Origin of the sequence: Levilactobacillus cerevisiae (assembly GCF_003946245.1) — a bacterium.
Taxonomy (GTDB): domain Bacteria; phylum Bacillota; class Bacilli; order Lactobacillales; family Lactobacillaceae; genus Levilactobacillus; species Levilactobacillus cerevisiae.
On the sequence record NZ_RHNN01000008.1, the window covers coordinates 107594 to 131470 of the forward strand.

Here is a 23877-nt window from a genome sequence, read left to right on the forward strand (position 1 = left end):
GTTAGGGATGCTCGGGTTTAGGAATAGGTGGATCGACCTCTAGGTTATTTAAGTAGGTGTGACTGTTTGAATTCTTAAAATGTAAGGGGGAAACGCCGACAAATTGCTTGAACTGACGCATGAAGTACTTTTCACTCTGATAGCCCATTTCAAAGGCTACCTGTTTAATTGATTGATTCGTTGTCAGTAAAAGCTCCTGGGCCTCTTTAATCTTGACTTGATTGATGTAATGAATGGTCGAGGTTTGACGATATTTCTTAAATAGCTTGGTTAAGTAAAGCGGAGACAAGTGGAACTCATCGGCTACCCGCTGAACAGATAGTTTTTCATGACTGTGAATACGAATCCAGTTGATAAGGGATTCCATCTGTGCAGGTAGTCGATTTTGTGTGCTCTCACGTAGTTGCTGGGCCCGAAATTGGTCGGCAAGTTCAATGACCACACTTGTCGTGAAGTAATCGGTTGCTAGATAAGAGGAATGGTGACTGTTGGCGCTGTCTAACATTTGACGGATGATCAAAACGGCCTTTTCAAAGTCATCGAGATGAAAAAGCTGTGGTAGAAGAATTTGATTGGCAATGGGTTCTGCGGATGGATTCGAGTCCGCATTCACGGCGACAGGGCCATTCGGAAAGAAATGGAACCAGTAGTGAGTCGAACCGGCGATTGCGCCCTGATAACCACAGTGTTTGACGTGCGGCGGAATCAGGAGACAATCATGCGCTTTGACCGCAATTTGTTCACCATTAATGGCGATGAAGATTTCTCCACGAATCATGATAATCAATTCGTAATCACCATCGTTAATCATGTGTTTGTGCCGCCATCCTTCAGGCGTCATGAATTGTCCTGCCTTGAAGAAGGAAAGCGCGCGAGTGATGTTAAATTTGTATACCTTTTGCATAATAATGTGCCCCAATCCGTTATTTTGTATACCTTTGTATTGATTTTAACAGTTTTTTTCACTTCGTAAAGCGCTTACACTTATTTTTGTGATCAAGCTTGAGTAACGATGAACAAAATTGCATTTGCTATTATGAAAGGATACGAACACTATGGACGAGACTAAGAAAGTAGCAACCAATCCAGGTAAGATATCAATTCTTGAAAAATTTAGTTATGCGCAGCTAGATACTGCTGGGCAGTTAGTTTTCACAATGATCAGTAGTTACTTGCTTTACTTTTATACGGATATTGCGAAGATTCCAGTCGCAACAGCGGGGGTCATTCTGCTGGTTGCGCGGCTCTTCGATGGTATCGACGCGCCCATTTGGGGTACCCTAATTGATTTGACAAATTCCAAATGGGGTCGTGCCCGGCCGTACTTCCTCTGGCTAGCGGTACCATTTTCACTGTTTGGGATTATGACGTTCTGGGCGCCACAAATCGGTCTTAACGGTCGAATCTGGTACTGTGCGATTACGTATATCATTACGGGAATTCTGTATACAGGGTTAAACACGCCATTGACTGCTGTCTTGCCGCTCCTGACACCAGATCCAGGCCAAAGATTGAAATTGAATTCTTGGCGGATGACTGGTTCACAATTAGGTGTTTTGATTGTCAATGCGTTAACACTACCACTGGTTGCCTTCTTTGGCGGTGGCAGTGATACCAAAGGTTTTCGGATCACGATTACCATCTTTGCCATCTTGAGTGCCGTTATGACACTGTTCTCCTTCGCTCACATTAAGGAACGGGTCCAAGTAACTGCCGAAAGAACCTCCTTGAAGAAAGGGGTTCACGCAATGAACAAGAACTGGCCATGGCTGATTATTGTGATCAGTAATTTCTTCTTCTGGATTGCTCTGACGGAACGGACCTCAACGCTGGTTTACTACTTCACTTATAATTTTGGCAACAAAGGCTTGGTAACGTTCTTTAATTCGATTGCCTCCGTTCAAATCATTGCGATGATCTCTATTCCGTTCTTAAACAAATTCTTTACGAAGCGAAATATTTGGATTGGCGCTTTGATTGCGGCAATTTTGGGCCAAGTTATTATTCTCCTCGCCGGGATGAACTTACCAATCGTAATCACCGGGTGGATTATTGCAAACATGGGGTCTGGTGTCGCATGTTCGATGCCTTTTGCCATGCTAGGTTCTGCCGTCGATTATGGTAAGTGGAAGAACGGCGTGAACGCTGCTGGGTTACTGACGGCAATTGGGAGCTCCTTCTGTGTAAAGGTTGGAAGTGGGATTGCCGGGTTTATCCCATCGATGATTCTTGCTGGCTTTGGTTACGTTGCTGGTAAAACGCAGACTGCCCATGCCTTATCAGGAATCTCACTGAGTTTTAACTGGGTGACTATCGTGGCTTTTGCTATTGCTATTCTGCCTTTACTGTTCTACAAGAAGTATGAAAACATGGAAGATACGATTCGGGAGGCCGTCAAATGATGACTGAGAGGGTCAATGAGAAATCCAAGATTATGGTTAAAGATCAGCAATCCCAAGTTGATTTGGTTTTAGATCATGGTGCAGTTCGCTTGGTTTATTTAGGAGCACTAAGGGACAATGCTGAATGGCTAAGAGCAATAGATGATCAGTTGGCTGCGTTTAAATTAAGTGAGATCCAAGTGACTGGTGAGAATATTCATCATAAAGGGATCAAGCAACTTGGTACTGGGCTGGCAGACCGGTTACAATACGTTGCACATCAGGTAGATAAAATGGCAAATGGCCAACGATTGACAGTGACTGAGCAAGATTCCCAGACAGGATTGGTTGTTCAAACGTTCTTTCAGTTGTATCACGATACAGTCACAATTCGTACTTGGAAGACGGTGACTAATCAAGGGACTGCCAATCTAGGACTTGAGTACGTCGCGTCGCTTGCGTACACCGGGCTAATGCAGGCCGACGCTTATCAAGCAGACTTTACTGTTGACAACACACTCCATATCGCCAATAACAGTTGGACCGCTGAACTGCAGTGGCAAACGGATCGACTAAAGGATCTGGGACTGACGTATCGCGCGGATGGTGATCACCAACAAGCTTCATCTAAGCGAATTAGTATCACAAACAATTCATCCTGGTCTTGTTCTGAATACTCGCCAAACGCGATTTTAACTAATGATCGGACTGGTCAGGTTGCCATGTGGCAATTAGAAAACAATGGTGCTTGGCATTATGAGTTGAGCGATACGGGACGAGGAGACTTGTTGAATCTCCAGCTGGCGGGACCTGAAGAATATGACACGCATTGGTGGAAAGAGCTAAAGCCAACAGAGTCCTTCACGACAATTGCGGTTGCGTTTGCCCAACTTGGCGGGAATGCTGAGGCTGCTATCCAAGAGCTGACAACCTATCGCCGCCTGATTCGTCGCCCTAACGCTGATAATGTCCATTTACCTGTCATCTTTAATGATTACATGAACGGGTTAATGGGCGATCCAACCACTAAGGCGGAAATCCCGTTGATTAACGCTGCTGCTAAGACCGGCTGTGATTATTTTGTAATTGATTGTGGCTGGTACGCCGATGGCTACTGGTGGGATAGTGTGGGTGAATGGTTGCCCTCAGCTAAACGTTTCCCTGAGGGGATTGAACAGTTAACTGGGTATATCCGTGAGAAGGGAATGGTACCGGGATTGTGGCTAGAGATTGAGGCAATGGGAATCAACTGTCCACTGGCCGATAAGCTACCCGATGATTGGTTCTTTATGCGTCATGGAAAGCGGGTGATTGACGTTGACCGTTACCATTTAGACTTTCGGAACCCGGCAGTTATTCATTTCGCAGACCAAGTCGTTAATCGCTTAGTTAATGAGTACCATGTGGGCTACATTAAAATGGATTACAATATCACTACTGGTATCGGTAGTGATGTAAAAAGCGATAGCGTTGGCGACGCGCTGTTAACCCATAATCGCGCCTATATCGACTGGTTAGATCAAATCTTTGCTAAGTATCCAGAACTTGTTATTGAAAATTGTGGAAGCGGTGGTATGCGTCATGACTATGTTATGTTACAGCGTCACAGCATTCAGTCATTGACGGATCAGACCAATTATCTGCGCAATGGTGCAATTTCCGCAGCCGGTGTTAGCGCAGTGACGCCAGAACAATGTGCCGTATGGTCCTACCCGCTAGCTAATGGAGATGAAGAGGAAACAATCTACAACATGGTGAATGCGATGCTCGTACGTATTCATCAGAGTGGTTACTTGAATCGACTGTCGGCTTCACGCTTACGCTTGGTACAACAAGGAATCGCGGTCTACAAGACGTATCGGGAGCAAATTCCGTTGGCACGTCCCGTTTGGCCCTTAGGAATGGGGCACATTGACGATGATCAACTCGCATTTGGGCTCCAAACAGACACGGGAATTTACTTAGCCGTCTGGCAAAACTCAGGTAGCCGCCAAATGAAAATTGATTTGACGAGGTACGGGGACTTTGAAGAGATGCAGTTAATCTATCCGCAGGAGCCGAGAGGGATTCAGGTAAAACAGCAAGATAATCAGTTACACGTTGCGTTTCCACAACAGCATATGGCCCGCCTTTTCTGGTGTCCATTTAAGTAAGCTGCTGGTCGCAAAGTAGTCTTAGGTAAAATGAACCACTCTCCCAGATGGATGGGCGAGTGGTTTTTTACCTTAACGTGTTATTTATCCGGATAACTAGATAAACCCGTAAAATAGGACGTGAGTGATTAACCAATTGAAGCAAATTAGTTCTTATTGTGAGCGGTTCCTTTCCTCTTAAATCACAGCTCAAACGATCAATAAAAAAATAGTATGGAGATAGATGCCTCAAAAGACCGTAGAAACAGCCAAAAGAGAAATAATCCGTATAAATATATTTTCTCGCTTGATTTATGCGAACAAAAATTGTACAATTCTTGTGTTGAGTCATAAGTGACAGAATTAACTAGCCGACAGAGCTATGGAGGTTAATCGCATGAGTGCGGAGAATATTATTCAGGATGTTGAAAGCGGTAACATCTCGCTGGGAATCGAACTTGGTTCAACGCGGATTAAGGCCGTCTTAGTTACTCCCGACTTTCAAACGATTGCTTCTGGCAGTTACGTTTGGGAAAACGAGTTGAAGAAGGGCGTTTGGACGTATTCCTTGGAAAACGTTTGGGCCGGGATTCAAGCCAGTTACCAAGAAATGGCTGCAGAAGTACAAGATAAATACAAAGTACCATTGACTAAAATTAGGTCAATCGGTGTCAGTGCGATGATGCACGGATACATGGCGTTTAACGAAAACGATGAGTTGCTAGTGCCTTTCAGAACTTGGCGGAACAACATGACCGAACAGGCTGCCGATGAGTTGACAGAGTTGTTTGACTTCAATGTTCCACAACGTTGGAGTGTCGCTCATCTGTACCAAGCAATCCTTAACCAAGAGGACCATGTCAAGGATGTCACGTTCTTCACGACATTAGCTGGATACGTGCACTGGCAGCTCTCAGGTGAACGGGTGATTGGTATTGGGGATGCTTCTGGCATGTTCCCAATTGACAGTTACACGAAGAATTACGATGAAAAGCTGTTAGATAAATTCAGAAACGTCAAATCCGTTCGGCAGTATCATTGGGATATCAAAGAAATTCTGCCCAAAGTACTCTTGGCTGGGCAACCAGCTGGTAGCTTGACCACTGATGGTGCCAAGTTGCTCGACCCAGAAGGCAACCTGACCGCTGGTAGCGTGATGGCACCGCCTGAAGGGGATGCTGGTACCGGGATGGTTGGGACCAACGCCGTCCGCGAACGGACCGGGAATATTTCGGCCGGAACGTCAGCCTTCTCGATGGTCGTTTTAGATCAACCCATGAAGGCCGTTCACCGCGACATCGACTTGGTAACGACCCCAACTGGGTTGCCAGTTGCGATGGTCCACACCAACAACTGTTCTTCAGACATCAACGCTTGGGTTAACTTATTTAAAGAATTTGCCCAAACGATTGGTGTTGATTTGAAGCCGGACGAATTGTACGGTGCGCTATTTAACAAGTCAACGGAAGGCGATGCCAATGCCGGGGGACTGTTGAACTATAGTTACCTCTCTGGTGAGAACATCACCAAGATGACGGCTGGCCGGCCATTGTTTGTCCGGACGCCCAACAGTCACTTTACGTTAGCGAACTTTGTTAAGACGCAGCTCTACGCAGCGTTTGCGCCGCTCAAAATTGGTATGGATATTTTAGCAAATGAAGAACACATCCATCTGGATTCCTTGATTGCTCAAGGTGGGCTGTTCCGAACACCTAAGGTTGGCCAACAAGTTCTGGCCGACTCGCTGAATACACCTATCACTGTCACCAGTAATGCTGGTGAGGGTGGTCCGTGGGGGATGGCTGTTCTAGGCTTCTACGTGACTGATAAAGATACCAATGAAACGTTGGAAGACTTCTTGGACAACAAGGTCTTCGCCAATCCAGACAGCACGACGGTTGAACCTGACCCAGCTGGCGTCAAAGGATCCAACGAGTTCATCGCTGGTTACAAGGCTGCTTTGCCAGTTGAGGGCAAGGCCGTTGAGCTACTGGCCGACTAATCACTGAATTATAAGGAGAGTTATTATGCTTGAAGAGTTAAAACAAGAGGTCTACGAGGCTAACATGCGTTTGCCAAAATTAGACTTGGTCTCATTCACTTGGGGCAACGTATCCGGTGTCGATCGTGAAAAGGGTTTGTACGTAATCAAGCCTTCTGGCGTCCCTTACGATGAATTGAAGCCCGAAGACATGGTTGTTGTGAGTTTGAAAGACGGTAAGGTTGTTGAAGGGGACATGAATCCTTCCAGCGATACACCAACCCACACGTACCTGTACAATCATTTTCCTAATATTGGTGGGATTGTCCACACCCACTCACCTTGGGCCGTTTCCTTCGCTGCCGCTAAGATGGATATTCCAGCCATGAACACGACGCACGCTGACACCTTCTATGGTGACGTACCAGCTGCCGATGCCTTGACCCAGGAAGAAATCGAAGAAGACTATGAAGGTAACACGGGTAAGACCATCGTCAAGACCTTCAACGAACGCGGTATTGATTACGAAGCCGTTCCCGCTGCCTTGGTTAGCCAACATGGACCCTTCTCATGGGGCCCAACACCTGACAAGGCCGTTTACAACGCTAAGGTGCTGGAAGTGGTTGCCGAAGAAGACTACCACACCTTGCAATTAACGCGGGCTAATCGTGAGTTACCACAATACTTGTTGGACAAGCATTACCTGCGGAAGCATGGCGCCAATGCCTACTACGGCCAAAACAACGCCAAGTCCAAGGAACATGCTGCACGCGAGTAGGTTTTGGGTTGCCGCCTACGCAAGGACGTCCTTCGACGTGGCGTTAGCTTTACAGGGTTCATGCCTATGACACTTATATGAACTGATATTTATATAAGTCGATGAGTTAGCCATCTAATCATTGCGAATAATTAATTTAAAACTACTAAAGGAGTGTTATCTTATGTTATCAGTACCAGATTATGAATTTTGGTTCGTTACCGGTTCACAACACCTTTATGGTGAAGAACAATTGAAGTCCGTTGCCAAGGACGCCCAAGACATCGCTGACAAGTTAAACGCCAGTGGCAAATTGCCTTACAAGGTTGTCTTCAAGGACGTTATGACGACCGCTGAAAGCATCACCGACTTCATGAAAGAAGTTAACTACAACGATAAAGTTGCCGGTGTGATCACTTGGATGCACACGTTCTCCCCAGCCAAGAACTGGATCCGTGGGACTGAATTGCTGCAAAAGCCATTACTTCACTTGGCTACCCAATACCTGAACAACATTCCTTACGCCGACATCGACTTTGATTACATGAACTTGAACCAAAGTGCCCATGGTGACCGCGAATATGCCTACATCAACGCGCGTCTACAAAAGAACAACAAGATCGTTTACGGCTACTGGGGTGACGAAGACGTGCAAGAACAAATCGCACGTTGGGAAGACGTTGCCGTTGCCTACAACGAAAGCTTCAAGGTTAAGGTTGCCCGCTTTGGCGATACCATGCGGAACGTTGCCGTTACTGAAGGTGACAAGGTTGAAGCACAAATCAAGATGGGCTGGACCGTTGACTACTACGGTATCGGTGACTTGGTTGAAGAAATCAGCAAGGTTGCTGACGCTGACATCGACAAAGAATACGCCGACCTCGAATCTCGTTACGAAATGGTTCAAGGCGACAACGATGCTGACAAGTACAAACATTCTGTCCGTGTACAATTGAAGCAATACATGGGTATCAAGAGCTTCCTGGAAAAGGGTGGCTACACCGCCTTTACCACGAACTTCGAAGACCTATGGGGGATGGAACAACTCCCTGGTTTAGCCGCACAATTATTGATTCGTGACGGTTACGGCTTTGGTGCTGAAGGTGACTGGAAGACCGCTGCCTTGGGCCGTGTGATGAAGATTATGTCCCACAACGATCGGACTGCCTTCATGGAAGACTACACGTTGGATCTGCGGAAGGGCCACGAAGCCATCCTCGGTTCACATATGCTGGAAGTCGACCCTTCAATCGCTTCCGACAAGCCACGGGTTGAAGTTCACCCATTGGATATCGGTGGTAAGGCTGACCCTGCACGTCTGGTATTCACTGGTTCAGAAGGCGACGCCATTGACGTCACTGTTGCGGACTTCCGTGACGGCTTCAAGATGATCAGTTACGCTGTTGATGCTAACAAGCCAGAAGCTGAAACGCCTAAGTTGCCAGTTGCTAAGCAACTCTGGACGCCAAAGGTTGGCTTGAAGACCGGTGCCTTGGAATGGATGAAGGCCGGTGGTGGTCACCACACCATGCTTTCCTTCTCTCTGACTGAAGAACAAATGGAAGACTACGCTACCATGGTTGGTATGACGAAGGCTTTCATCAAGTAAGCTTTTAAATGGAGTGGCCGTTCGCCGAGCTGGCGGGCGGCCACTTTTTTCCCCAAACTAAAGGTTGAAAATCCAAAATTAGTGAAAGATTATCACCTGTGGCTGCTAGAGATTCCGTCTGCTGTGGGGACCTCCTCCGGTTTTGATTGTTCTATACCAGAACGTTGATGTGACCATCGCCGGACTGGCAACGTTGGTACGCAATAATTGGTCACAGGTTACTCGCAATGTTCAGACCTAAATTTGGCGAACGGTAAGCCGGCAGATTTAGATTGCATTGCCTATTTTCAACGGGGATATGCTGACAGCTCAACTTTTCAATTTTTAGCTACAAGCTGTCTACATGATCACGGTTTTAAATTGGGATAGCTAATAGAACTGCATGGATGATCCAATAAAATAAGGACCCAGAAAGGAAAGTGACACCCTTGGAGAAAACCGAAAAGGAAAAAATGATTAGCGGCGACTTGTTTAACGTCTATGATCCTGAATTGGTCGCCGAACGCGGCGTTGCACGTGATCAGGTTGCCGCGCTGAATGCTCTGGGAGAAAGTGATCCAGTTGCTTCAAAGCGGCTTGTGCAGGCCTTATTTGGGGCGACAGGCGCGGGCGTTGAGGTTCACGCGACCTTTCGCTGTGACTACGGGTATAATATTTATGTCGATGATGATTTCTTTGCTAATTACGACTGTACTATTTTGGACGTCGCCCCCGTCCGGATTGGCAAGCACTGCTTGCTGGGGCCGAAAGTTCAAATTTATTCTGTCAATCATCCAGCCGATCCCAAGCTCCGGCGAAATGGCGCGCTGGGCATCGGCAAGCCTGTGACTTTAGGCGACGATGTATGGGTTGGTGGCGGCGCCATTATCTGTCCGGGCGTGACCCTGGGAGATAACGTGATTGTGGCCGCTGGTGCCGTTGTGACCAAGTCATTTGGCGACAACGTGGTTCTTGGTGGCAACCCCGCGCGAGTGATTAAGAAACTGAACTAGAGATCGAAATACCCGTTGATGCCGAATTTGATGGGTATTTTATTACCCTTGAGTGAATGCGCTTACATTAATTGTCCCGTTTTAAGAAAACGTTTTAGAAAAGTAATACGAACGTAACGTAAAACGGTTGATTTATCCGTACAAGTGATATAAAATGAATCTATTGCGTTTATGAAAACGTTTTACGTATTTTCATGTCATTCGTGATACTGTAGCGGTTAAGCGGATACATACTGATTTATCAGACCCATTTTTAGGCATAAGAATAGGTCAGTTGTTGAGAGAGCATTCAGAGACATTGGGAGGCAATAAATAGTGGCAAGCAAAAAGAAAATTTCAAGCGGTTTCATTTACTTCTTCGGTTCCTTCGGAGGAATCCTATTCGGCTATGACATTGGGGTCATGACGGGAGCCTTACCCTTCCTGGAACACGATTGGAGCCTGACAAATGCTGGTCTGATTGGCTGGATTACTTCGGCCGTGATGTTTGGGGCTATCTTTGGGGGCGCCATTTCTGGTCAGCTTTCGGATAAGCTTGGCCGGCGGAAAATGATTTTGATTTCTGCACTCATCTTCGCCTTAGGGTCACTGCTATCAAGCTTTGCGCCTAATCAGGGATCCATTTATTTGATTGGCGTGCGGATCTTCCTGGGGCTTGCTGTTGGGGCAGCCTCAGCGCTGGTCCCAGCATATATGTCAGAAATGTCGCCAGCACGGCTACGTGGGCGGCTGACGGGGATCAACCAGACCATGATTGTGTCCGGGATGCTGATTTCCTACGTGGTGGACTTTCTTCTGAAAGGGCTACCAGAGACGTTTGCCTGGCGATTAATGTTGGGTTCAGCTGCCGTACCAGCCATCATTCTCTTTGCCGGCGTCTTGCGTTTACCAGAATCACCCCGTTTCTTGGTTAAAAGTGGCGATTTGGCAGGGGCTAAAGAAGTCTTGAGTTTCATTCGCCCAGCCGATGAAATTGCTGGCGAACTCGAAGACATTCAGTCTGCAGCCGTCGATGAATCAGCCGCTGCCAAGAACACCTCGTGGGGCACGTTATTCTCCAGCAAGTATCGTTACCTGGTGATCGCCGGGGTTGGTGTTGCCGCTTTCCAACAGTTTCAGGGAGCTAACGCCATTTTCTACTACATTCCCCTGATTGTGCAACAGGCAACGGGGAGTGCAGCGAGTTCAGCACTCCTGTGGCCAATTATTCAAGGTATCATTCTGGTTATTGGGTCTTTGGTCTTCTTGGTGATTGCAGATAAATTTAATCGCCGAACACTACTGACACTGGGCGGTTTGGTTATGGGCGCTTCATTTATTTTGCCAGCCATCCTAAACTTACTCATCCCAAATAACAATCCAATGTTGATTGTTGTGTTCCTATCCGTTTACGTGGCCTTCTATTCCTTTACATGGGCGCCGTTGACTTGGGTGCTGATTGGGGAAGTGTTCCCGTTAGCCGTTCGGGGACGCGCCTCAGGACTGGCTTCTTCATTTAACTGGATCGGCTCGTTTGCGGTCGGTTTGTTGTTCCCAATCATGACGCAATCCATGTCACAAGAAGCCGTCTTCGGAATCTTTGGCATCATCTGCCTACTGGGGGTCGCCTTTATTCGCCTGTTTGTCCCAGAAACCAAGGGTCGGACGCTAGAAGAAATTGAAGAGCAGGGCACGCAATCACGGAAGGCTTACACAACATCTGAATCACGTAATCGTTAAGCATTGTTATAAATACTGGCGATGGACTAGCCGGTATTTACAGTAGTCATGACAGGAAAAATAGATAGCACGCCGAAAAGAGAGAACCCGATGTCATCACGGGTTCTCTCTTTTACGACTATCATTGATTTCGCTATTGTTTAATTAAGCCACCAAAGTGCTGCAGACTACCAGCAACTCATGGCGCTAACCCAGCTTCCCATGCCGATATAGCCACCCATACCGACCAGGCCGATACCTACTGCTAGAAAAATACCGAGTAGTACGACCATATCCTTGTCGTGGTTGGTTCGTGGAATTAACTTTGCTAAAATAAAGATGATTAGGGCAATCCCCGCAATCAAAATCAAGCCACCGTTTAACCAGCTTCCTGCCATCATCATGAATCTCCCCCTTTATACCGTTTATTATACAGAGTTTTCCGGAAAAAGGGGGAAATGGTTCCCGTGAAATTGTGGGCTATGGTAAAATGAAACTTAATTACAGGTGTTGGGTGGCCCGAAACCATTCGGTAGCCACGCAAACTAACACAACTTAAATTTTGAAAAATTTTTTGAAAAGCAGCGAACGGAAAGTCAAAGCGAGGGGTGACAGCAATGATTGATCGAATTGAAGCAAGCGCGGACGCTCTGTGGTTAACGCCTAACGAGGAAGGGCTATTTCGACTTGGTTTTGCCGATGATGGCCGTGAAATGGTCGGCGAGGTGACGACCATTTCCTGGCTGGTCACAACGGGCAAGGTTAAGTTGGGGACGCCCTTTATGGTGGTTCACGGGGCCAAAGATGATTTGACCCTCCGGTTACCCTTTGCCGGGCGCATCCAGGCCATTAACACCGCGTTGGCAGAGCATCCCGAACGGTTGAACAATCGTAACGACAATCTGGACTGGATGCTTGATCTGGCAGATGAATAGAAAGGGCGTTTCCCATGGAGTTAAGTTGGCAGGTCACGATTCCCGTCACAAGTTTGAAACGATTTTTAAATGATCACGGTGTCAGCCATCGGGTCTTCAGCGATTTGAAACAGTCGGGCACCATCCGCGTAAACGACCAAGTGGTGACGCCTGCAGTCGATTTAAACGTGGGCGATACGGTCACCATCACGTTACCAGCCGAATTAGCAGATGACGCCGTGGCGACTAGCATGGTGCCCATTACCGTTCTATTTGAGAACCGGGACTGGCTCGTTGTGGACAAGCCAGCCGGCCTTAACGTGGTTCCCGGGCCCGCCAATCGGACGGATACCCTGGTCAACCGGATTAAGGGCTACTGGGCGACTGAACAGGCGGAGAATCAGGTGCCACACATTTTAACGCGCCTGGATCGTTTTACAAACGGAGTGGTCTGGGTGGCCCGGCACCGGTTAGCCAACAGTTTGGCTAGTCAAATGCAGGCCGCGCACCAAGTTGATAAGCGTTATTTGGCAGTGGTCAGTGGTCAGCTGATTGACGACCATGGGATGATTGACGCACCACTAGCTGGTGATCCAGCGGGGTACAACCAGATGGTTTCTCCGGATGGCAAACCCGCGCAGACGGAGTACTGGGTTGAACAACGTTTTCCCAACGCCACTTTGGTACGGGTAAAGCTCCACACGGGGCGCACCCATCAAATACGGGCACACTTTGCGTCCCTTAATCATCCCCTGGTGGGCGATGGCCTCTATGATGGCCCAATGATTGCCGGAATGACGCGCCAGGCCTTACAGGCGCAGTCGCTGGCCTTTACCGACCCCTTTACCGGGGAAGACCGCGCGTTTACCAGCACAACGCCGGCTGACTGGCAAGCAATGCTGCAACAATTATCTGAGGAGTGACAAGCATGGCAGAGGCGGACAAATTAACCTGTTTGGTGGATGGGAAACCCATTTCGTTAGAGACGAGCCTCCAGTTGTCTGAATTGGAAGTGGGGTTACGCAACCGCATCAAACGGGATTACCCGCAGTGCAAAACGACCGATTACATTTGCGGTCACCATTTATTAAAATATCGGTTGGATCACGTGGATGCGATGATCAATGCCGACCTGAAACAAACGAAAAAGATCAATCAGAAGTTGACCAAGGCTCTTCAGAGCGACGATTACGACATTATTGATGTGAACGATAGCTTAAAGGAAAGTCTCACATTTGGGCAGAAAGTGTCCGATGATGTTGCCCGCTTCGGTGGCTCCTGGGGCTTCATTCTGGTGTTTATGTTCGTTCTGATTGGTTGGATGATTGTCAATGGCCTGCACCTCTTTGGCGCAAACTTTGACAACTACCCCTTCATTCTGTTAAATTTAGTGTTGAGCTGTGTGGCGGCGATTCAGGCCCCCATCATTATGATGAGCCAGAACCGTTCCGCTGATCGCGACCGGATGATGGCCGAAAACGACTATCACGTGAACCTCAAGTCCGAACACGAACTGCGGTTACTTCACGCAAAGGTCGACCATTTAGCACAGAACCAGGTCCCCCACACCATGGAGATCGAACGGTTTCAGTTAGAAATTTTAGGTGAAATTCGACAAGAACTAGCCGAATTGCGGGCGGCCAAAGCTTCCCCTGAATCGGCAGAACGAAGGGAGTCTCACCATGAGAAAGTGGATCACCGCTAGTCTCTTATTTATCGTTGGCCTAATCTTTGGCCAACGAGTCGCCGGGCACGTTGCCCATTAAGCAAAACTTTTTGAATCGGTTCAGTCAGCGGGTGCGTAACCCGTAATGACTGGATCGATTTTTGGTGTTGGCTAAAGGGTGAAAGGTGAACTGTCGACATAACGTGCCGGCTTACTGTTCATAAGGTTAAGGCTGGAACGCTTTGGGCAGAATAAGCGTGTGTTAAGCGGTGTCAGCTGAGAGCACGGTTGCGCATTTCCAAGCTGGCCTCGCGGCAAATCCTTTGACAAAGGGGCTGGGCTCCGGTAGGCTAGTGATAGTGTTAGAAATGGAGGATTTTTTGTGATAATTCGTGAAGCTCGACCAGCGGATGCAACCCAGGTTGCCCCACTGATGAACTTGATCTACGACGAAATGGCTTTGACCGACCTGGAAGACGTTCCAGGCCCCGACTTACTGAAGGTCATCACGGCGGCGTACCGCACGCGGACATACTTGTCCGGGGCGGCAACCACGGTGGTGGCCGAGGCCAATGGCCAAGTAGTCGGGGTAGCATTTGGCTATCCGGGTGAAAAAGAAGACGTTGTGGATGACGTGATGACTCGCCTAGCAGCTAAGAGTGCCGCATTCGACGAACCATTTGATTTAGATTCAGAGACTGAAGCGGGTGAATGGTACTTGGATTCACTCGCCGTCTCACCCGACCATCAGGGTAAGGGGATTGGCCGCCAACTATTGCGGGCCTTACCCATTTATGCTCAGCGGGACCGGCAGTCGGTAATCGGCTTAAACGTTGATTTCGAAAACCCCGGCGCCATGCGGCTTTACGAACGTATGGGCTATGAGGTCACCGGTACCCAGATGATTGGGGACCACGAGTATTACCACATGCAACTGGAGATTGGCCAACGGGTCCGTCTCGCCAATTGATGAATTTTTATGGAAGCCGCCTGGTATGTTACTGGGCGGCTTTTTAAAAGCCTTTTTACCTGAAATCCTTGGGATAACGGGAATAATGGTTCGACGACATCATGTAAAATAGCGGTTTACCGTTCGCAAAATTTAGGCTGGAACGCTGTGGGTAGGATGGCCAAAGCCAGGGGCGGCCTTGGAGCTCGTTTTGCACCGCTCAGCCGGGCCGTTCTAGGTGTTTTGACAGTTATTCTACGATGGTATATTTATTTTTTTAAAACTTTTTGTTGCAAATACAGCATAATTGATTTAGACTAGGTTTCATTCAAAGGAGGGGACGACAATGGCAGAAATTTTGCGACCTTTGGGCAACGTGGCCCGAGCATTAGATTCAATCGCCAATCACGAATTTCAGCGCGTCCACCTGACCAAGGGGCAGTACCTGTACCTGGCACGGGTGGCCGAACATCCCGGCATTATCTTGGAGCGACTGGCAGAATTATTGCGGGTCGACCGTACGACTGCCGCTCGAGCGGTTCAGAAATTAACGACAGTTGGTCTACTGGAAAAGCGAACGGACGAGGTAAACCGCAAAATTAAAAAATTGTTTGTCACAACGCAGGGAGCAGAAATTTATCCCTTAGTTCAGCGCGAAAATGCGTATTCAAACGGCATCGCCCTCCAAGGTTTTTCACCAGCCGAAGCGGCGCAACTAGCCAGCTTTTTGCAGCGGGTCGATCAGAATGTGGCGGAGAATTGGGAAGCCGTCAAGCAAGGTCAAATTAGAAATTATTAAAGGAGTTCACGCAAATGACAGGAAAAATTACAGCAGTTACCGCAGCAGACATGCCAACACTTCAACAGGTCAGTCGGGCCACTTTCACCGATACGTTTGGGGCGGCTAATACCCCTGAGGACCTGGCAAAATACTTGGACAAGACCTATAACCAGCCCCAATTATTGCAGGAGTTGCAACAGCCAACCACGACGTTTGATTTTATCTCTGTAAATGGCGTTGTCGCCGGCTACTTGAAGCTTAACTGGGGTGCCACTCAGTCTGAAGAACGGGGTAACCGGAGCTTAGAAATTGAACGGATTTACATTCTGCCAGAATTCAAACGTCAGGGCTTAGGCCAACACCTCTATCAGCACGCGGTGGCTAAGGCGACGGCGCTCGGGCTCGCTGCCATCTGGTTGGGCGTTTGGGAAAATAATTTTTCCGCGCAAAAGTTTTATCAGGCGATGGGCTTCAAGGAAGTTGGCGACCACGTTTTCCATTTAGGTACGGAGTCACAACGCGATTTAATTTTAGAGAAAACGCTGGTATAATGGTTTTTACATTCACTTTTAAAAACGACGCAAATAATTGCGAAACTTCAAGGAGGACACGAAACGATGAAAGATAATATCCAACTGGGCGATCCGGACTTTGCCAACATGATGTTGGTCCTAAAAGACCCCGTCACGCAAGCGAACCACAAGGAGTTTAAATTCTTGGACGGGACCGAGACCGGTGAAATGCAAGAAATTGCGCCAGATATCTGGGCGATGCCAGCCTACATGCAGGCCGATGACGACTTCACCATGTTTTTCCTCACGACCCAGATTGAATCTGGCGAGACCGTGATGGCCTTTGCGACTGGCGAAACGGATCAAGGGGATTTTCGGTTGAGCGAACCGTTGGTGACGGGGACCGGGCTGAATGTGTTGAACGAACAACAACCTAATCGCGCCAAACGCGTCTTAAAGTTTTTAAATGATATTTCTAAAGCAGATGAGGGTAACTGGCGGATGGTCGATTAGTCTTGACGTAAAGTGAAATGGAGGTGGTCGCATGAATTCTGCGGCCAAGGCGTTTAACCTACCATTACTGCTGGCGCCCTTCATTTCACGGCTCGGAAGTACCTTGTATCTTTTCGGGCTGAATTGGTTTGTTGTCGAAGCAACTGGTAACGCTGCGCTATTGGGCATTATCCAGGCCATTGGAGGCGTGGTCCTGTTCTTCGGGGACTTGCTATGTGGTGTGGTTGTCGATAATTTTAACCGCAAACGCATTGTCGTCAGCGCTGAATTTCTGAGCGTTGTGGGTTGCCTGGTGTGCGCCTGGTGGTTAAATCCCCAGCACATTACGGCGGGACCCTTGATTGCCCTCACCGTGATTCTGGACGTCGGGTTGGCCTTCAGTCTGCCCGCGGCCAAGGCAATGATTCCCGAGCTGATTACGTTAGCCGGCCGGCAGCGGTTCAATGCCGTCAGTAACACGTTGATTGACCTGGCAGATATTTGTGCACCACTGATTGGTGGTGGCTTGCTGGCACTCAAATGGTTAGATCTCCGCGGATTTCTGCTCCTGAACGGGACGTCATTTCTCTTGTCCTTTCTGTTTTACCTCAGCATTCACTACGTCCAACCCACGGGCAATGGTGGTCAATTAGGCGTCAAAGAGAGCCTATTGACCGGCTGGCGGTACGTGTGGCAACGGCCAGGATTGATTGAAGTCATCGTCCTAGGTGGCCTGATCAACGTGCTCTATGCCGCGGTAAGACTGGTTTTACCCTATAATGTCAATCACCTGTACGGCGGGGACTCAACACGTTATAGCTATTTGCTAGTCATGTTGGCAGTTGGCGGTATCTTAGGCGGCTTGCGTCTGACGTTGGACAAACGGCCGCCCCAACGGCAACAGAACTACAGCGACCTGGCGTTGGCAGCGGCGATGTTACTAATCGCCGGTGTGTGGGCTAATTATTGGGTGCTTTTAGTGGTGAGTGGCGTCTTTGGTTTCTGCTATTCTTGTTTTGAAATTCGGGCCATCACCATCACCCAGAATCTGACCGCACCGGACTTTTTAGGCCGAATGTTTGGTATTTTATTTTTGGCAATCGATGCCTTTCAACCGGTCGGCAGCTTTGTCTTTGGGTTCGTCACGGATTGGCTGGCGAACTGGACGCTGGTCGTGATTGGTGTCCTGCTTTTAATAGGTTTGGGGCTCATTAATCAGTGGTATCAACGCTTAATCGGCTAGAAACGAAAAATGTGAAAAGCGATTGACGTGGCTTGACGGAATCTCTATACTAGGTACAAATATGTTCCTTTAACGTTGTCCCGTGAGGCAATGAAGGGTGCACTCTCTGGCACATGCTGGGCTAAGTTTAGGCAAAATGAGTGGGCACGCAGTTTCCTTACGGGAATGGCGTGCCCTTTTTCTATACTTACTACCTGGAGGTCTTTGTGCATGAAAGAACCAAAGCGTTACCGTAATCCGGACGCCCTAATCGATATTTGGGAGCGGCCTAGTTGGGGACAATGGTTGGGCCTGTCGCTTCAGCACTTATTTTCTATGTTTGGTTCTACCGTCCTGGTTCCAATCCTAGTGGGGTTAAATCCTGGGATTGCGTTGTTTAGTTCCGGTGTCGGCACGTTGATGTACATTCTGATTACCCGGGGAAAGATTCCCGCGTACATGGGCTCGAGTTTTTCCTTCATCGTGCCCATGGTGGCGTTGATGAAGACGACGGGGTACCCGGGCATTGCGCAGGGGACGCTGGCAGTCGGGGCCGTGTATCTGGTGGTGGCCTTGGTGGTCGCCTTGATTGGCTCGGACTGGATCAACAAGGCGTTGCCACCGATTGTGGTTGGGCCGATGGTCATGGTGATTGGACTGTCACTGGCAAGTAGCGCGGCCCAAAAGGCAACCGTCGACAGTGCTGGCACCTACCACTGGCAATACTTCGCGGTTGCGATGGCCACGTTAATCTTGACCATTGGGTTTAACCTGTATTTGCGCGGGTTCCTGTCACTGGTGCCGATTCTCTTAGGCATTGTCGTCGGGTACCTGATTGCCGCTGCGGTGGGGCTGGTCAATTTCAAACCCGTCATGCAGGCGGCCTGGCTACAGTTACCCAGCTTTGAAGTGCCGATTCTGAGCTACCCGCTACACTTTTATTGGGGGGCCATTATCAGCCTGGCGCCCATCGCCTTTGTGACCATGACTGAACACATTGGGCACATTACCGTCTTAAATGAATTAACTCACCGCAACTTCTTCGAAGATCCCGGTCTGAATCATACCTTGGCGGGGGATGGCCTAGCGTCGATTATCGCCAGCTTTGTTGGTGGACCACCCGTTACCTCGTATGGGGAAAATGTCGGTGTGCTGGCAATCACCCGGGTGCACAGTATCTACGTGTTGATTGGAGCAGCTGTTTTCGCGGTCATCTTCAGTTTCGTTGGGAAATTGAGCGCGTTGATTGAAAGTATTCCGAACCCGGTCATTGGGGGTATCAGTTTCCTTCTGTTCGGGGTCATTGCCTCCAGTGGGATGCGTATTTTGATTGAAAAGCACGTCGATTTCAACCGGAAACGCAACCTGATGATTGCCTCCGCCATCCTGGTCATCGGGATTGGGAACGCGTACCTGAAGATTGGTCAGTACGAATTTTCAGGTTTGGCCGTGGCCGCTGTACTTGGGATTGTCTTAAACTTAATTTTGCCAGATAATGATTAGTTAATGCTAATGGATTGAAAATAGCGCCCAACTTCCGGATGTGATGCGGAAGTTGGGCGCTAAATTATTGGTAACCTTGTTTTAACCGACCGACTTGTCGTTTGCTAAATTTGGCCGAAATGGGTGTGTACCGCGCTTTTCCAGCCTTTAACGAAAAATTGAGCTAGCCAATCGAAAAGTAGCGCAAAATTGCCATGGCCATGATACCAATGACCACGACCATCAGCAGGCTCTTGGTGAGAACGCCAGCAATGGTGGCGGGAATGGCAGCCAAGCAGTTGGCAATGTTCAGCGAAGCCAGGTGACCGGCGTGGGCAATGAAGAGACTTTCGCAACACAGAGCAGTCATAATGGTGATCGGCACGAACGACAAGAAGCTAATCAGCCAAGCTGGCATATTCAGCGATTTGACAAAGGCAAAGGGGAGCACCCGTGAGAGCACGGTGATGGCGCCGCAACCCAGAATCACCCAGAGTTCAGTTAGACTCAATGACATTTTTTCAACTCCATTCCAAACAAACAGCCAGCAACGGTTGCCACGAGCAGGGCAAAATTTTGGCTCATCACGGCAATTAAGAAGTAGTAAGCAAGTGCGACGAAGACCATGACGCTGAGCTGGAGTGACATTCCCAGATGCTTGTCGCTGATCAATTGGAGATAAACCAGCCCAATAAACATGGCGGTTAGAGCGAAATCAAAGCCAAAACGGGTCGGATCCGCAATCAGGCCACCCAGAATTGCACCCACCACGGTCGCCACGCCCCAGACCAGGTAGGCCACTAGATTAGCCGCAGATTGCCAGGCAAAGCTGAGTTTACCGTTGGTCTTATTCTGCTTATTCATGGCCAGGGCAAAGGTTTCGTCAGTGACCAGCGTGCCAATCAACAGGTTACGAACCAGCGACTCGTGCTTGAAATATTGGGCGAGGCTGGTGCTCATCAGAATCATGCGGGAGTTCACGAGAAAGGTTGAGATAAAAATTGCCGACAAGGGATCGTGGAGCAATAACATACTGGTAATAATAAATTGGGCGGAGCCAGCGTAAACGACGAATGAGAGGCCACCAACCACCAATAAACTGAGGTGGCTGGTGTGGGCGACAATCCCAAAAGCCAGGCCAACGCCGATGTAACCAAAGACCGTGGGTAAGACGTCGCGAACCCCGGTCCGAAAGGTGAGTGAGGGACTCATAAGAGACTTCCTTCCTGTTCTCTAATTAGAATTTAATTTCAAGTTTAGCGCTAACTTATGGCTACGTAAACCCGTAATTTATTTGTAAAATTGTCACATGAATTTTTTGAACGGAAAAGGTTGCATTTCCTTAAAGGTGGTTGTATGATACTCTCATTGATAACGAATGAAAGTGAGGGTATGGGCGATGAAGATGAACTTAACTGAACTGGCAGCCTCAGCACACGTTGACGCAAGCCGCATTGAGGATTACGTCAAGAGTGGACTTCTAGGGAAGGGCCATTCAACGACCGAATTCGATGATTCAGATTTGTACTGGATCGATATGATTCAATGTTTTCAGGATAACGGGACGTCTTTAGACGACTTATCCGGGTTATTACCACGTTGCCGCAAGGGGCAAACGCAGTTAACTCAGGTGAATTAGTTAGGTAACGAATTGGTAAAAGTGCCACCAGCAGCTCCGCGGATCAGTCCGTGAGCTGCTTTTTTTATCCGGTGTTTTTTACTGCGCTCCCGGCGGTGGTTCTTTGCTCCGCCCGCTGTGGGGAGCGCCTGTGGCCTGAGAGGCGGTCCTCCGGTTCGCTTTGAAACTGGTGTGCCAGTCTCGAAGGCGAGCTGGAAGACCGCTTCTCAGGCTGGAAGCGTTCCCCACAGCAGGAAGCCTTGAACCCACCGCCGGGAACGGACATTCACAGCAATCCCATTTTTGAGACAACCAAAAAGCACGTTCGGACCATCCTCACTGGAGTGGGCCGAACGTGCTTTTAACTTGCAAGTGCTTACTTCTTAACCTGAGCGATCAACTGCTTCATCGCTTGTGCTTGGTAAGCAGCAGTGGCTTGTTGTGTCACTTGCTTTTGTTGTGCCGCGGTCATGCTAGGGTTCTTGGTCATTGCGGCCATGACAGCCTTCTTGACGTAAGCCACAGCGGCCGTCTTTTGTTTTGCTTGGTAACTCTTGGACTTAGCCAAGGCTTGGAGCTTCTTGGCTTGCGTGGCACTCAACACGGTCCAGTTCTTGTTGATGTAGATCGTGTTGGTTTCCTTGACGTAGGTGTGTCCGTTACCAGACAGACCGAACCAGAACTTGTAGCTCCCACTCTTGTATTCCCAGTAGGTCTTCTTGGTCACAATCCGGTTGGCGCCAGTCGTGCGCTTGATCACGTTTTTCGTCGTGACCTTAGCGCGGGTGTGACTGGTCTTTTTGGCGTTCGCGCTGGTCTTGTAAACGTAGACCTGGTGCTTATTTGCCGTGCCAATTGATTGGTAGAGCATCATTGGCAGTTGCTTCGATGGGGAAGCGGAGTAAATCTTTTGCGTTGTCGTCTTGGTGACTTCGTGCATCCCGTAGTGATCATGGTCATTTTTAATCATGAAGAAGATGCTTGTCAGTAGGCCAATAATGGTGATGGCAGTCAGCGTGTTACTGAGGGCTGGACGGTGAACGTAGACGTAGAAGATGAAGGACAGGACGGCAAAAATAACTACAGAAATAATAATCATTATGCGGCACCTCCCTTGCTAGCTTCCGCACTTTCTTGCTTGCTATTTGAATCTGCTAAATGAATGGAGTGGTTGCTGCCCTTCATGAAGAAGGCAACGACTAAACCAAGGACACAGAAACCGGCAGCAATCCAGAAGGCTGAGTGGTAACCAGACAAGGTGGCGTTAATGGCACTGTTGGCGTAGCTCAGTGGGTTCGTGGTTAAGACGTGCTTGCCTGGCATCTGGCTCTTCGTTACGTTAGTCAGAACACTAATTAAGATGGCAGTCCCAACAGAACTAGCGACTTGTCGTTGCGTGTTGTTGACGGCAGTCCCATGAGAAATCATGTTCAATGGTAAGGCGTTCATCCCGGCAGTAGTTGCTGGCATCATAACCATAGCAATCCCGAACATCCGCAGGGCGTAGAGAATCACAATGTAGAGCGTTGACGTGTCCTTCGTAATCCAGACGAATGGTAACGTCCCGACAGTCAGTAAGAACATCCCCATAACGGCCAGACGCTTGGCACCAAAACGGTCAAACGCACGACCGGTAATTGGGCTCATAATCCCCATCATTAGGGCACCGGCTAACAAAGTTAATCCGGAATGGAAGGCCGACATCCCTTTAACCATTTGGAGGTAAAGGGGAATGACCATTTCTACCCCAACCATGGCCATGTTGACCACGGAACTCAGGATAGCGGTAACGGTAAATTCGCGTGATTTGTAAACACGGAAGTTTAAGAATGGGTTTTCCATGCTCAGTTGACGCCAAACGAAGAGTCCAACGAAGATGAACCCGATGGCTAACGTTGACATGACTAAGGCGCTGCCCCAGCCATCGTCACCAACGGAGGAGAAGCCGTAAAGCATACTCCCAAATCCAATGGTGGAGAGGATAACGGAGATTAAGTCCAGCGGTTCTTTCCGTGTTTCCAGAACGCTGTGCATAATCCAGAAGCTGGCAATCACGACGACGGCTACGATTGGAATAATCATGCCGAAGAGGTCACGCCAAGTCCAGTTGTCAATGACCCACCCGGATAAGGTCGGCCCAATGGCAGGCGCCAGGCCGATAACGATTCCGGCCAGCCCCATGGCAGTCCCCCGTTGGTTAGCGGGGAAGATGGTGAGCATCAAAGTTTGCAATAATGGCATTGAAACCCCAACCCCAACGGCTTGGATCAACCGACCAATCAGCAACATCGGGAAGCTGACGGCGGACCAACAGAGGATGGTCCCAACTAAGAACGTTGACATTGCGCCAATGTAAAGCCATTTGGAGCTAATCGTGGTCAGTAACCACGCGCTGATTGGGATCATGATCCCGTTAACCAGCAAGAAACCAGTCGTCAACCATTGAACAGTGGAGGTCGAAACATCAAAGGCCTTCATTAAGGTTGGGTAGGCAGTACTTAAAATCGTTTGGTTTAGCACCGTACAGAAAGTTCCAATCAACAAGAGGACGACTAGTAGCGTCCGGCTGTAGGATTTTCCGTTGGTATCAGTTGCATTTCCCAATTGTAATTCCCTCTTTTTCCTAAAATTAATTCTGGGATAACTATACGCAGAATTCGATTCTTTGTCAACTAGCTTGACAAGCTTTTT

The 23877-nt window shown here is 48.6% G+C and carries 23 protein-coding genes; 17 read left to right on the forward strand and 6 right to left on the reverse strand.

The genetic code is table 11. The features are described 5' to 3' along the window. Window position 1: 1 nt before the first annotated feature. Entirely contained in the window at window positions 2-904 is a 903-nt protein-coding gene (locus tag EKM99_RS05275) for a helix-turn-helix domain-containing protein (protein WP_125581605.1), read from the reverse strand. 151 nt (window positions 905-1055) lie between these two features. On the opposite strand from EKM99_RS05275, the gene EKM99_RS05280 reads away from it, so the two are divergent. The 7 genes from EKM99_RS05280 (at window position 1056) to EKM99_RS05310 (ending at window position 11571) form a co-directional block, all read left to right on the forward strand. Then, window positions 1056-2402 carry an MFS transporter gene (locus tag EKM99_RS05280; protein ID WP_125581607.1) on the forward strand — a complete coding sequence of 449 codons (1347 nt, stop codon included), beginning with the start codon at window positions 1056-1058 and terminating at the stop codon, window positions 2400-2402. Beyond that, window positions 2399-4534 (forward strand): glycoside hydrolase family 36 protein, encoded by a 2136-nt coding sequence (locus EKM99_RS05285; protein ID WP_225419789.1) that lies wholly within the window; start codon window positions 2399-2401, stop codon window positions 4532-4534. Before EKM99_RS05280 ends, EKM99_RS05285 begins: the two co-directional genes overlap by 4 nt. Window positions 4535-4910: 376 nt before the next feature. Beyond that, on the forward strand, window positions 4911-6515 hold the full coding sequence (locus EKM99_RS05290) for a xylulokinase (RefSeq protein WP_125581609.1): 1605 nt from the start codon (window positions 4911-4913) through the stop codon (window positions 6513-6515). Between the two features lie 25 nt (window positions 6516-6540). Further along, a complete protein-coding gene (locus EKM99_RS05295; RefSeq protein ID WP_125581611.1) occupies window positions 6541-7272 on the forward strand; it encodes an L-ribulose-5-phosphate 4-epimerase in 732 nt (243 codons plus the stop codon). A gap of 163 nt (window positions 7273-7435) precedes the next feature. Continuing rightward, window positions 7436-8860, forward strand: a complete 1425-nt coding sequence (gene araA / locus EKM99_RS05300; protein ID WP_125581613.1) for an L-arabinose isomerase — start codon at window positions 7436-7438, stop codon at window positions 8858-8860. A 428-nt stretch (window positions 8861-9288) separates the two neighbouring features. Next, window positions 9289-9852 carry a sugar O-acetyltransferase gene (locus EKM99_RS05305; protein WP_125581615.1) on the forward strand — a complete coding sequence of 188 codons (564 nt, stop codon included), beginning with the start codon at window positions 9289-9291 and terminating at the stop codon, window positions 9850-9852. Between the two features lie 315 nt (window positions 9853-10167). Beyond that, window positions 10168-11571, forward strand: a complete 1404-nt coding sequence (locus tag EKM99_RS05310) for a sugar porter family MFS transporter (RefSeq protein ID WP_125581617.1) — start codon at window positions 10168-10170, stop codon at window positions 11569-11571. 167 nt (window positions 11572-11738) lie between these two features. Here EKM99_RS05310 and EKM99_RS05315 read toward each other — a convergent pair whose 3' ends face one another. Beyond that, window positions 11739-11954, reverse strand: a complete 216-nt coding sequence (locus EKM99_RS05315; RefSeq protein ID WP_125581619.1) for a hypothetical protein — start codon at window positions 11952-11954, stop codon at window positions 11739-11741. A 213-nt stretch (window positions 11955-12167) separates the two neighbouring features. Between EKM99_RS05315 and EKM99_RS05320 the strand changes: the two genes are divergently transcribed. The 9 genes from EKM99_RS05320 to EKM99_RS05360 all read left to right on the forward strand — a co-directional run bounded on the left by EKM99_RS05320 (window position 12168) and on the right by EKM99_RS05360 (window position 19589). Next, window positions 12168-12485: a glycine cleavage system H protein (lipoate-binding) gene (locus EKM99_RS05320; RefSeq protein WP_125581621.1), complete on the forward strand. Its 318-nt coding sequence runs from the start codon at window positions 12168-12170 to the stop codon at window positions 12483-12485. Between the two features lie 14 nt (window positions 12486-12499). Then, window positions 12500-13387, forward strand: a complete 888-nt coding sequence (locus EKM99_RS05325; RefSeq protein ID WP_125581623.1) for an RluA family pseudouridine synthase — start codon at window positions 12500-12502, stop codon at window positions 13385-13387. 5 nt (window positions 13388-13392) lie between these two features. After that, entirely contained in the window at window positions 13393-14169 is a 777-nt protein-coding gene (locus EKM99_RS05330; protein WP_125581625.1) for a DUF1003 domain-containing protein, read from the forward strand. Between the two features lie 343 nt (window positions 14170-14512). Next, a complete protein-coding gene (locus tag EKM99_RS05335; RefSeq protein ID WP_125581627.1) occupies window positions 14513-15100 on the forward strand; it encodes a GNAT family N-acetyltransferase in 588 nt (195 codons plus the stop codon). A 325-nt stretch (window positions 15101-15425) separates the two neighbouring features. Then, window positions 15426-15878, forward strand: coding sequence for a MarR family winged helix-turn-helix transcriptional regulator (locus tag EKM99_RS05340; RefSeq protein WP_125581629.1), 453 nt, complete (start codon window positions 15426-15428; stop codon window positions 15876-15878). Window positions 15879-15892: 14 nt separating this feature from the next. Then, complete coding sequence (locus EKM99_RS05345; RefSeq protein ID WP_125581631.1) at window positions 15893-16411, forward strand: GNAT family N-acetyltransferase; 519 nt, start codon at window positions 15893-15895, stop codon at window positions 16409-16411. A gap of 66 nt (window positions 16412-16477) precedes the next feature. Beyond that, the gene (locus EKM99_RS05350; RefSeq protein ID WP_125581633.1) at window positions 16478-16885 is read left to right on the forward strand and encodes a hypothetical protein; all 408 of its coding nucleotides are present in this window, start codon (window positions 16478-16480) and stop codon (window positions 16883-16885) included. A gap of 31 nt (window positions 16886-16916) precedes the next feature. Next, window positions 16917-18107 (forward strand): MFS transporter, encoded by a 1191-nt coding sequence (locus EKM99_RS05355; RefSeq protein WP_125581635.1) that lies wholly within the window; start codon window positions 16917-16919, stop codon window positions 18105-18107. A 210-nt stretch (window positions 18108-18317) separates the two neighbouring features. Further along, on the forward strand, window positions 18318-19589 hold the full coding sequence (locus EKM99_RS05360; protein ID WP_125581637.1) for a uracil-xanthine permease family protein: 1272 nt from the start codon (window positions 18318-18320) through the stop codon (window positions 19587-19589). 163 nt (window positions 19590-19752) lie between these two features. Here EKM99_RS05360 and EKM99_RS05365 read toward each other — a convergent pair whose 3' ends face one another. After that, the gene (locus EKM99_RS05365; protein ID WP_125581639.1) at window positions 19753-20085 is read right to left on the reverse strand and encodes an AzlD domain-containing protein; all 333 of its coding nucleotides are present in this window, start codon (window positions 20083-20085) and stop codon (window positions 19753-19755) included. After that, complete coding sequence (locus EKM99_RS05370) at window positions 20076-20780, reverse strand: AzlC family ABC transporter permease (RefSeq protein ID WP_125581641.1); 705 nt, start codon at window positions 20778-20780, stop codon at window positions 20076-20078. The genes EKM99_RS05365 and EKM99_RS05370 overlap by 10 nt, the downstream gene beginning before the upstream one ends. Before the next feature lie 187 nt (window positions 20781-20967). Between EKM99_RS05370 and EKM99_RS05375 the strand changes: the two genes are divergently transcribed. Then, window positions 20968-21207, forward strand: coding sequence for a helix-turn-helix domain-containing protein (locus EKM99_RS05375; RefSeq protein ID WP_125581643.1), 240 nt, complete (start codon window positions 20968-20970; stop codon window positions 21205-21207). 355 nt (window positions 21208-21562) lie between these two features. Here the strand turns inward: EKM99_RS05375 and EKM99_RS05380 are convergent, their stop codons facing one another. Continuing rightward, entirely contained in the window at window positions 21563-22285 is a 723-nt protein-coding gene (locus EKM99_RS05380; protein WP_125581645.1) for a DUF4811 domain-containing protein, read from the reverse strand. Further along, on the reverse strand, window positions 22285-23790 hold the full coding sequence (locus EKM99_RS05385; RefSeq protein WP_125581647.1) for an MDR family MFS transporter: 1506 nt from the start codon (window positions 23788-23790) through the stop codon (window positions 22285-22287). The genes EKM99_RS05380 and EKM99_RS05385 overlap by 1 nt, the downstream gene beginning before the upstream one ends. Between the last annotated feature and the right edge of the window lie 87 nt (window positions 23791-23877).

What these genes read in the sequence shown, in the direction of transcription:
- EKM99_RS05275 (WP_125581605.1), bottom strand. Translation starts at nt 904, where the DNA reads ATGCAAAAGGTATACAAATTTAACATCACTCGCGCGCTTTCCTTCTTC.
- EKM99_RS05280 (WP_125581607.1), top strand. Translation starts at nt 1,056, where the DNA reads ATGGACGAGACTAAGAAAGTAGCAACCAATCCAGGTAAGATATCAATT.
- EKM99_RS05285 (WP_225419789.1), top strand. Translation starts at nt 2,399, where the DNA reads ATGATGACTGAGAGGGTCAATGAGAAATCCAAGATTATGGTTAAAGAT.
- EKM99_RS05290 (WP_125581609.1), top strand. Translation starts at nt 4,911, where the DNA reads ATGAGTGCGGAGAATATTATTCAGGATGTTGAAAGCGGTAACATCTCG.
- EKM99_RS05295 (WP_125581611.1), top strand. Translation starts at nt 6,541, where the DNA reads ATGCTTGAAGAGTTAAAACAAGAGGTCTACGAGGCTAACATGCGTTTG.
- araA (WP_125581613.1), top strand. Translation starts at nt 7,436, where the DNA reads ATGTTATCAGTACCAGATTATGAATTTTGGTTCGTTACCGGTTCACAA.
- EKM99_RS05315 (WP_125581619.1), bottom strand. Translation starts at nt 11,954, where the DNA reads ATGATGATGGCAGGAAGCTGGTTAAACGGTGGCTTGATTTTGATTGCG.
- EKM99_RS05320 (WP_125581621.1), top strand. Translation starts at nt 12,168, where the DNA reads ATGATTGATCGAATTGAAGCAAGCGCGGACGCTCTGTGGTTAACGCCT.
- EKM99_RS05325 (WP_125581623.1), top strand. Translation starts at nt 12,500, where the DNA reads ATGGAGTTAAGTTGGCAGGTCACGATTCCCGTCACAAGTTTGAAACGA.
- EKM99_RS05330 (WP_125581625.1), top strand. Translation starts at nt 13,393, where the DNA reads ATGGCAGAGGCGGACAAATTAACCTGTTTGGTGGATGGGAAACCCATT.
- EKM99_RS05340 (WP_125581629.1), top strand. Translation starts at nt 15,426, where the DNA reads ATGGCAGAAATTTTGCGACCTTTGGGCAACGTGGCCCGAGCATTAGAT.
- EKM99_RS05345 (WP_125581631.1), top strand. Translation starts at nt 15,893, where the DNA reads ATGACAGGAAAAATTACAGCAGTTACCGCAGCAGACATGCCAACACTT.
- EKM99_RS05350 (WP_125581633.1), top strand. Translation starts at nt 16,478, where the DNA reads ATGAAAGATAATATCCAACTGGGCGATCCGGACTTTGCCAACATGATG.
- EKM99_RS05355 (WP_125581635.1), top strand. Translation starts at nt 16,917, where the DNA reads ATGAATTCTGCGGCCAAGGCGTTTAACCTACCATTACTGCTGGCGCCC.
- EKM99_RS05360 (WP_125581637.1), top strand. Translation starts at nt 18,318, where the DNA reads ATGAAAGAACCAAAGCGTTACCGTAATCCGGACGCCCTAATCGATATT.
- EKM99_RS05365 (WP_125581639.1), bottom strand. Translation starts at nt 20,085, where the DNA reads ATGTCATTGAGTCTAACTGAACTCTGGGTGATTCTGGGTTGCGGCGCC.
- EKM99_RS05370 (WP_125581641.1), bottom strand. Translation starts at nt 20,780, where the DNA reads ATGAGTCCCTCACTCACCTTTCGGACCGGGGTTCGCGACGTCTTACCC.
- EKM99_RS05375 (WP_125581643.1), top strand. Translation starts at nt 20,968, where the DNA reads ATGAAGATGAACTTAACTGAACTGGCAGCCTCAGCACACGTTGACGCA.
- EKM99_RS05380 (WP_125581645.1), bottom strand. Translation starts at nt 22,285, where the DNA reads ATGATTATTATTTCTGTAGTTATTTTTGCCGTCCTGTCCTTCATCTTC.